Source organism: Rhodopirellula islandica (assembly GCF_001027925.1).
Classification (GTDB): domain Bacteria; phylum Planctomycetota; class Planctomycetia; order Pirellulales; family Pirellulaceae; genus Rhodopirellula; species Rhodopirellula islandica.
Window position 1 is genome coordinate 489,341 of the sequence record NZ_LECT01000017.1, and the last position, 8,540, is coordinate 497,880.

Genomic DNA, 8,540 nt, shown 5'->3' on the forward strand with positions numbered 1-8,540 from the left:
GTTTACGTAAGCCGCACGCTTTCACCCCCCAATCGCACTGATTTGATCTTTTATGTCCATCCTGGAACGTCTTTGGGACCTCCTTGGCCTCGTCTTCGGTAGCACGTTTGAGCGTGTCGGCAGCCTGGCCACCAGTGTGTTTGGGTCCGCCAATGCCCGGCAAGTCGCGAAACTACAAGAATCCGCCGACCGAATCACGGCGATGGAATCCAAGTACGCGGCGCTGTCGGACGACGAGCTTCGTGAACAAACCAAATTGTTTCGCAAACGCCTCCGCGAAGGCGAAACCCTCGACGACATCATGGAAGAAGCCTTCGCCGTCTGTCGCGAAGGCGGCAAACGATTCCTGGGCATGCGTCACTACGACGTCCAGTTGATCGGCGGCATGGTGCTGCACTCCGGCGCGATCGGTGAAATGGTCACCGGGGAAGGCAAAACCCTGGTCGCCACCTTGCCCGCTTACCTCAACGCGCTCGAAGCCAAGGGCGTTCACGTCATCACGGTCAACGATTACTTGGCCCGCCGTGACATGGAGTGGATGGCGCCGCTGTACATGAATCTCGGCCTGACCGTCGACGCCATCCAATCCGGAATGTCGACCAGCGAAAAACAAGCCGCTTACCAGTGCGACATCACGTACGGAACCAACAACGAATTTGGTTTCGATTACCTGCGTGACAACATGCGTCCAGCCGCCAAGGGCGATGACCGCTTCCCCAGCGAAGTGCAACAATGCCAAGGCCCGCTGAACTACGCCATCATCGACGAAGTGGACAATATTCTGATCGATGAAGCTCGGACACCACTGATCATCAGCGGTCCCGCCGACTTGGATCTGGGACGTTATGGCGAAGCCGACCGGGTCGCTCGGCAACTGAAAAAAGAAGAGCACTTCACCGTCGACGAAAAACAACACAACGTCACCCTGACCGACGAAGGCGTTCGCGCGGCCGAAGAATTGGCCGGTGTCGAGAGTTTCTACACCGCGGGCAACATGGAATGGCCGCACCTGATCGACAACGCTCTGAAAGCACACTTCCTGTACAAATTGGACGTCAATTACGTCGTCAAAGACAAACAGGTTGTCATCGTCGATGAATTCACCGGTCGTTTGATGGACGGTCGCCAATGGAGCGATGGCTTGCACCAAGCCGTCGAAGCCAAAGAAGGCGTGCCGATCAAACAGGAAACGCAAACCTTCGCCACCGCTTCCCTTCAGAACATCTTCAAGATGTACAAGAAGCTGTCCGGGATGACCGGGACGGCGATGACGGAAGCGGACGAGTTCTGGAAAATCTACAAACTCGATGTGGTCGCGATTCCCACGCACCGCGGAATGCAACGGATCGAACACCCTGACCTGATTTACTTGACCGAAAAGGACAAGTTCAATGCCATCGCTGACGACGTCGAACGCACCCACAAGTGGGACGTTCTGGTTCTGAAAGACGGCACGGAAATTTGGGGACACATCAAATCTGAGACGGATTCGGCTGTCGAATTGCTCCCCAAAGGCGAGAAGCAAACCGAGTCGTTCCCACGCGAAAAAGTGGTTGCGATCGAGCGGGCTGGTCGGCCCGTCCTGGTCGGTACCGTCAGCATCGAAAAGAGCGAACGCCTGTCAGCACTGCTCGAGCGCCGCGGCATCAAACACGACGTGTTGAACGCCAAGCAACACGGCCGGGAAGCGGACATTGTCTCGCAAGCCGGTCGCATCGGCGCCGTCACCATCGCCACGAACATGGCCGGTCGCGGTACCGACATTATTCTCGGTGGTAATCCAGAAACTCTCGCCTGGTCGCAATTGCAACACCAGTACGCGACTCGACTGGAAGTGCCAGACGCCGAGTGGAAAGCGCTGGTGGACGAAATTGACGAACGCGAAAACATGAGTGCCGAGGGCAAGATCGTTCGCGAAATCGGTGGCTTGTACGTGCTCGGCACCGAACGTCACGAATCACGCCGAATTGACTTGCAGCTTCGCGGTCGTTGTGGTCGTCAAGGCGACCCCGGTGGCAGCCGATTCTTCTTGTCTCTCGAAGACGACCTGATGCGGATCTTTGCTGGCGACTTCGTCAAAAGCATGATGGAACGCATGGGCATGAAAGAGGGCGAAGCGATCGAATCATCGCTGGTCACCCGCCGGATCGCTGCGCCTCAAAAGAAGGTCGAAGAACGCAACTTCGAAATTCGAAAGAGCTTGCTTGAGTACGACGAAGTGATGGACGAACAACGCAAACGCGTCTATCGCTATCGCCAAAACCTGCTCGACGGACACAGCTCTCGCGAAATGTTGTTGACGTTGATTCACAACGAGATTCAATCGCACGTCGACACGTTCCTGGATCCCAATTACGGCGTGGACACCTTTGCCTCGTTCGCCGGCGGAAAGTTGGGTTGCCAACTGGACGCACGCGATTTCCAGAACATGGATTTCGAGATGGCGGACACCTACGCAAAGGATCAAGCCGAACGTGCTTCCGAAGTCACGGTCGGGGAAGCGGTGGAAGAGAACCTTCCCGAAACGATGGAAGACGAGTGGAACTGGAAGGCGATGGCCACCTGGGCCAACACGCGCCTGAACACGAACTACCAAGACCATCAGCTGAAGAACAAAGACCGCGAAGAGATGATCGACGAATTGATCGCTCACTCGCACAAACAAATCGAAGAGACGGATCTGTCCGAAGGTGAACCCTTGCTGGAAGCCGACTACGGCCTCCGTGTGCTGTGCGCTTGGATGCGACACAAATTTGGCATCGAAACCACTCCGGAAGAATTCCGCGATGTCGAAGATCGTCGCCAGGTCACCGAAGAACTCAACCGTCGCGCCGAAGCCGCCTACACCGAGAAGGAAGCCGAGTACCCGGTCCTGACCGGCATCTCGCGATTCACCGACAAACAGGGCGCCCAAGTCTCGCTCGACCGCGAAGGTCTGGTCGACTGGGTTCACGGTCGTTTCAACCACGAACTCAGCGTCGATGAGGTCAAACTCAATCGTGACGACCTGAAGGTTCAGCTGATTCAGTACAGCAAACAAACCGCCAGTGCCTCGGGTGCAATGCTCGAACAAGCGGCTGCCAAAGTCCAAGATTTGTTCGGCAAAGCCGATGATGACGTGACCGCGACACTCGCCAGCGGCCAGTCCGGCAAGTTGGAATCCTTGGCAACTTGGTTGCAAGAAGAACTTGGCAATCGCAACACCCCCGAAGACCTCTCGCGGATGAATCGTGCGGAGCTGACTTTGGCCGTCAACGGTGCTGTCGACGACAAGTTCCACCCCGAAATGCGTCGGATGGAACGTCAGATTTTGCTGAACATCGTCGACGACTCGTGGAAAAACCACTTGCTGACGATGGACCACTTGCGAAGCAGCGTTGGCCTGAAGGGCTACGCCCAAATGGACCCCAAGGTCGAATACAAACGCGAGGGCATGCGTCTGTTCGAATCCATGTGGGATTCGATTGGCGAACGTGTGACGGACCTGATCTTCCGCATGGAGTCTTTCAATGATGACTTCATTCGCAGCACCTGGGTCGACGCGAGAACACGTCACGACGACGCTCACGAAGCTGGCCGTTCGGCTCAACAAGCCGCCCAAATGGAGTCCAACACCGCCGCTCAACGAGCCGCCGCGGGAAGCGAAGGCCGAGCCGAGGGCAGCGTCGACACCGTTCGAGTCGAAGAGCCTCGCATCGGTCGCAACTCGCCTTGCCCCTGTGGCAGCGGCAAGAAGTACAAAAGTTGCTGCATGCGTCGCGACGGATGATCAAACAAGTGGCATAGGCGTCTAAGCAGGTACGCAGGTGTCATCGGGTATGTGAGCCGCTGGCGTTAGCCACGGTTTTCACGCACAACCGGGGCGAACGCCCAAACGGCTCACATGGTTGTGCTTGATCACTCCTGCCGACCTGCTTAGCCTGTGAAAAAGAGTAGAAAGGAATTCGATGTGGTCCCTCGCTCACGCGTCGGGTTATGATTCCCATGCTCTTTTGATGTGAACCACGCAAACTCGGGGCGCCCCGCATGGTTTCGCTCAAACAAAGAGTTCGTTCCCCGACAACAACGTTCCACTCCTGCCAAGGAAGGCAACCATGTGGCTCAACCTCGCCTACGCTGCTGCCTTGACCGCGGTCTCGCCGTTGGTGCTGCACCGGATGATTCGCCACGGTCGTTATCGCCGCGGTGTGGGTCAAAAATTGCTGGGGCTGTCGTCCGAACGAGCCGCGGAAATCCGTGGTGATGCCGAACGAACCATTTGGTTGCACGCCGTCAGTGTTGGCGAAGTCAATTTGCTTCCCGAGTTGGTTCGCCGATTCGAGAAACAGCATCCCGAAATCGCACTGGCGATCAGTTCCTCGACGGACACCGGTTACGACCTCGCGTGCAAGCACTTCGGTGACGATCGCGTTTTCTTCTGCCCACTGGATTTCACCTGGGCCGTTCGTCGCACGCTGAAGAATCTTCGCTGCGAGCAGTTGGTGCTGGCGGAACTGGAACTGTGGCCCAACCTGATTCGCTGTGCCCAAGAAGCGAACTGTTCGGTCCATGTCATCAATGGCCGACTCAGCGAAACCAGTGCGGGACGCTATCAACAGTTTGCCAAAATCTTGCGTCCTACGTTCGCGCGTTTGGATGCCGTTGGCTGCCAAGACACATCGGCAGCGGAACGTTTCATGGCTTGTGGAGTCTCCCCCGCGAATGTCACCGTCACGGGTTCCCTGAAGTTCGACAACGCACCTCGCACGCGGGACACCACCGAAGTCAACGCACGAATCAATTGGTCTGGGATCGACCCTTGGCACCGAGCGTGGTGCTTTGGCAGCACCCAAACTGGCGAAGAAGCGATGGCTCTGCGGGTCTACGATCGCCTTCGATCCCAGCACCCCGAACTCCGCCTGATCTTGGTGCCGCGTCACGTCGAACGCTTCGAAGAGGTCGCCGAACTGATTCAATCCCACGGTTTGTCGCCGATTCGTCGCAGTCGCAATGACAGCCAATACGCGGATCAATGGGACTCCGACGAAGTCATCTTGATTGACACCATTGGCGAACTTCGTCACTGGTGGGGCGTCGGTCAGATCGCCACCGTCGGCGGCAGCTTTGGCGATCGAGGCGGCCAAAACATGCTGGAACCTGCCGGTTATGGCTGTGCCGTGTCCTTCGGCCCCAACACGAAAAACTTCGACACGATCGCCAAGCAGTTGATCGCCGCCGAGGCCGCGATTCGCGTGGCGGATGAAGCCGAACTCGAACAGTTCGTTTCGCGCTGCTTGACCGACATCCCCGCCGCCGATTCGCTCGGCCAAGCCGCTCGCGAGTTGGTCAACCAACACCGGGGTGCGTATCAAAAGACGCTGGAGATGTTGGTCCCGAGCAAAAACGCCCGCCTTCAACGGGCCGCCTAGCGGTCACCCAACGCCAGCGTCTCGAGTTCGCTTGCTACGGACAGCCCGACGTGTAACAGCCGATTGATTGAGACGTCAACGAGGTTTGAACGCATGTAGGATGGCACTCTTGCCCGTCCAAGTTGCGGATGTCGGCCAAGAGCGGCCAACCAACAGCAAAATCGAAAAGCCGGGCACCCAGCAAACTGGAAACCCGAAGCCGAACGGCTTGTTGATTGATTCGATTACACAACCCGACGCGTGAGCGAGGGACCAGGAAACGCGACGCGTGAGCGAGGATCTTGAAATCCCAAAGCCGTGCCGAGCAACGGGAGTCACGGCAAATGCACGTCATCCTGGCTCAGCGGTTCTGAGTCGCCCAAGGTGCCGAAGCCGCGTCCCAGCCATTCTGGGCACCTGTTTGGGGTTGCCCGTTGTAGTTTTGCTGCGGATACGCGTTGGGATTGTACGCCCCTTGCTCACCGTAACCCGCATTGGGCTGACCGGTGGGGTAGTTGTTGTACCCGGGCACTTGATTGGAATTGGGCACGTTGTAGTTGGGCGCACCGTAATTCGGGGCGCTGTATCCCGCCCCCTGCACAGGCTGGCCTCCTTGTGGCGGCCACGCATTTGGATTGGCAGACGCACCGCCCGGATAGTAGCCACCTTGATCAGGGTAACCGCCGGGTTGTTGAGCACCCTGCTGTTGAGCCGCTTGCTCGCGTTGCCGCTCGTCCAGAATGTCTCGCCCTCGATCAATTGCGGACCGCGTGTCGCTGCGGATCTCCGTTTTGTTGATTTCAATGCGAGTTTTGTCGCCATCACGCTCGATGGTGAACCATCCCGCCATGAAAGCTCCACCGATGGCCAAGCCGAGAAATAGTATTGTTCGCATGACACATCCTTGAAAAACAGAAAAGACGAAACGGTCCTCCGAACGTTCGATCATCTCGAAGATCGAGTTTCGGCGGAAGATCAATTCATCAAGCCGTATCGGCATTCCCCAACCGGAAAATCCAGTCGAACCCTGATTTCTTTCCAAATCATTGCAATCGGCCGCAACTGCAAATCCCTGTTGAATCGACACCTGATTCACTACGATGGGACGTCCCCGCCGCGTCGCACGAAACGAAACCATGAAACACATTCGCAATTTTTGCATCATCGCCCACATCGATCACGGCAAGTCCACCTTGGCGGACCGACTGATCCAATCCTGTGGCGGTGTGACTCAACGTGAGTTTCACGACCAAATGCTCGACTCGATGGACATCGAGCGAGAACGCGGCATCACGATCAAAAGCAACACGGTCACGCTGAATTACACCGCGAACGACGGGGAGGCGTACCAATTGAATCTGATCGACACACCCGGCCACGTCGATTTCTCGCACGAAGTCCGCCGGTCGCTGATGGCCTGCGAAGGCGCTCTGATGGTCGTCGATGCCTCCCAGGGGGTCGAAGCCCAAACCGTCGCCAACCTGTACCTGGCGCTTGAATACGACCTGGAACTGCTGCCGGTCATCAACAAAATCGACTTGCCCGCCGCCGATGTGGACCGCGTTCGCGGAGAAATCGACGAGGACCTGGGACTCGATCCCTTCGTCGCGATTCCGGTCTCTGCCAAAACCGGCCAGGGCATCGAAGACGTGCTCGAAGGAATCGTCAAGAATCTGCCCGCTCCACAAGGCGACCCGAAAGCGCCGCTGAAGGCTTTGGTGTTTGACGCTTTCTTCGACAAGTATCGCGGTGTGATCCTGCAATGCCGCGTCATGGACGGAACTCTGAAACCCAAAGACGAGATCCACTTCATGCACGCCGATCGCGACTTCACCGTCGACGAACTCGGCTACAACCAATTCAAACTGGTTCCCAAAAAGGAACTGACCGCCGGGGAAGTGGGCTACATCGTGGCCGGTGTCAAATCGGTGCAAGACATCGAAATCGGCGACACCATCACACTGGCCAACCAACCCGCCGACGAACCGATCCCAGGCTATCAACCCGCTCGCCAAGTCGTGTTCTCGTCGGTTTATCCGATGAGCACCGACGAATACCAAGACCTCACCAAGGCACTTGAAAAACTCTCGATCAACGACGCCGCACTGACGTTTGAAAAAGACAGCTCAGCGGCCTTGGGATTTGGCTACCGCTGTGGCTTCCTCGGACTGCTGCACCTCGATGTCGTGCAAGAACGCTTGCAACGCGAGTTCGACATCGGACTGGTCATCTCGGCTCCTTCGGTGCAGTACAAAATCAAACTCAAAGATGGCTCGACGCAGGACGTCGACAACCCGACTTACTGGCCCGATCCCTCAACCATTGACTCGGTCAGCGAGCCCTACATCAAAGCTCAGATTTTGATTCCGGAAGAGTACGTCGGCCCGGTCATGGAACTTTGCCGCGAGCATCGCAGCGAGAGCCAAACGATGAACTACTTGTCGGCCGGACGATTGGAAGTCACCAGCGAAATGCCTCTCGGAGAAGTCTTGTTCGACTTCTATGGCAAGCTGAAGATGATCACGCGTGGCTACGGATCGTTCGACTATGTGCCGATCGAGTACCGCAAAACGGACATCGTCAAAGTTGACATCTTGGTCAACAAAGAACCTGTCGACGCGTTGGCCTACCTCGTGCACCGCGACAAATCACGGGCGCGTGCGATGCACTACTGTGAGCAACTGGCCGAAGCGATTCCACGTCACCAGTTCAAGATTCCGATCCAAGGTGCGATTGGCGGCACCGTGATCGCGCGAACCACAATTGCCCCGTACCGCAAAGACGTGACCGCGAAGCTTTACGGTGGTGACGTGAGTCGGAAGAAGAAACTGCTGGAAAAGCAGAAGAAAGGCAAAGCCAAGATGAAACAGTTTGGCAGCGTCAACATCCCGCAAAAAGCCTTCATCTCCGTGCTCCGCACCGATAAAGACTGATCAGGCAGGAACGATTGGTTTTCACCCTGTGAACCGTTTGGGCGTTAGCCCCGGTTGTGCGTGAAAACCGTGGCGAACGCTGGGCTGCGAAATGTTTGGGTTTGTGGCGGCCATGTGTTTGCGCAAGTATTCATCCCGGTAGGGATGTCAGATGGTAGCCGTCGGTAAGCGATAGCGCCACCGATGGACATGCCCCCCACGCCACCACTCACCATCCCGC

Annotated in this window: 4 protein-coding genes; 3 read left to right on the forward strand and 1 reads right to left on the reverse strand. The window is 56.9% G+C overall.

Translation table 11 applies throughout. The annotated features are described in order from the left end of the window. The first annotated feature begins 52 nt into the window (after positions 1 to 52). Both secA and RISK_RS10290 read left to right on the forward strand, forming a co-directional pair. Positions 53 to 3,769: a preprotein translocase subunit SecA gene (secA, locus tag RISK_RS33440; protein WP_047814138.1), complete on the forward strand. Its 3,717-nt coding sequence runs from the start codon at positions 53 to 55 to the stop codon at positions 3,767 to 3,769. A 325-nt stretch (positions 3,770 to 4,094) separates the two neighbouring features. Beyond that, the gene (locus RISK_RS10290) at positions 4,095 to 5,408 is read left to right on the forward strand and encodes a 3-deoxy-D-manno-octulosonic acid transferase (protein ID WP_047814139.1); all 1,314 of its coding nucleotides are present in this window, start codon (positions 4,095 to 4,097) and stop codon (positions 5,406 to 5,408) included. Positions 5,409 to 5,748: 340 nt separating this feature from the next. Here the strand turns inward: RISK_RS10290 and RISK_RS10295 are convergent, their stop codons facing one another. After that, positions 5,749 to 6,237: a hypothetical protein gene (locus RISK_RS10295; RefSeq protein ID WP_047814219.1), complete on the reverse strand. Its 489-nt coding sequence runs from the start codon at positions 6,235 to 6,237 to the stop codon at positions 5,749 to 5,751. Between the two features lie 286 nt (positions 6,238 to 6,523). On the opposite strand from RISK_RS10295, the gene lepA reads away from it, so the two are divergent. After that, a complete protein-coding gene (gene lepA / locus RISK_RS10300; protein ID WP_047814220.1) occupies positions 6,524 to 8,320 on the forward strand; it encodes a translation elongation factor 4 in 1,797 nt (598 codons plus the stop codon). Positions 8,321 to 8,540 lie beyond the last annotated feature (220 nt).

What these genes read in the sequence shown, in the direction of transcription:
- RISK_RS10295 (WP_047814219.1), bottom strand. Translation starts at nt 6,237, where the DNA reads ATGGCGGGATGGTTCACCATCGAGCGTGATGGCGACAAAACTCGCATT.
- RISK_RS10290 (WP_047814139.1), top strand. Translation starts at nt 4,095, where the DNA reads ATGTGGCTCAACCTCGCCTACGCTGCTGCCTTGACCGCGGTCTCGCCG.
- lepA (WP_047814220.1), top strand. Translation starts at nt 6,524, where the DNA reads ATGAAACACATTCGCAATTTTTGCATCATCGCCCACATCGATCACGGC.
- secA (WP_047814138.1), top strand. Translation starts at nt 53, where the DNA reads ATGTCCATCCTGGAACGTCTTTGGGACCTCCTTGGCCTCGTCTTCGGT.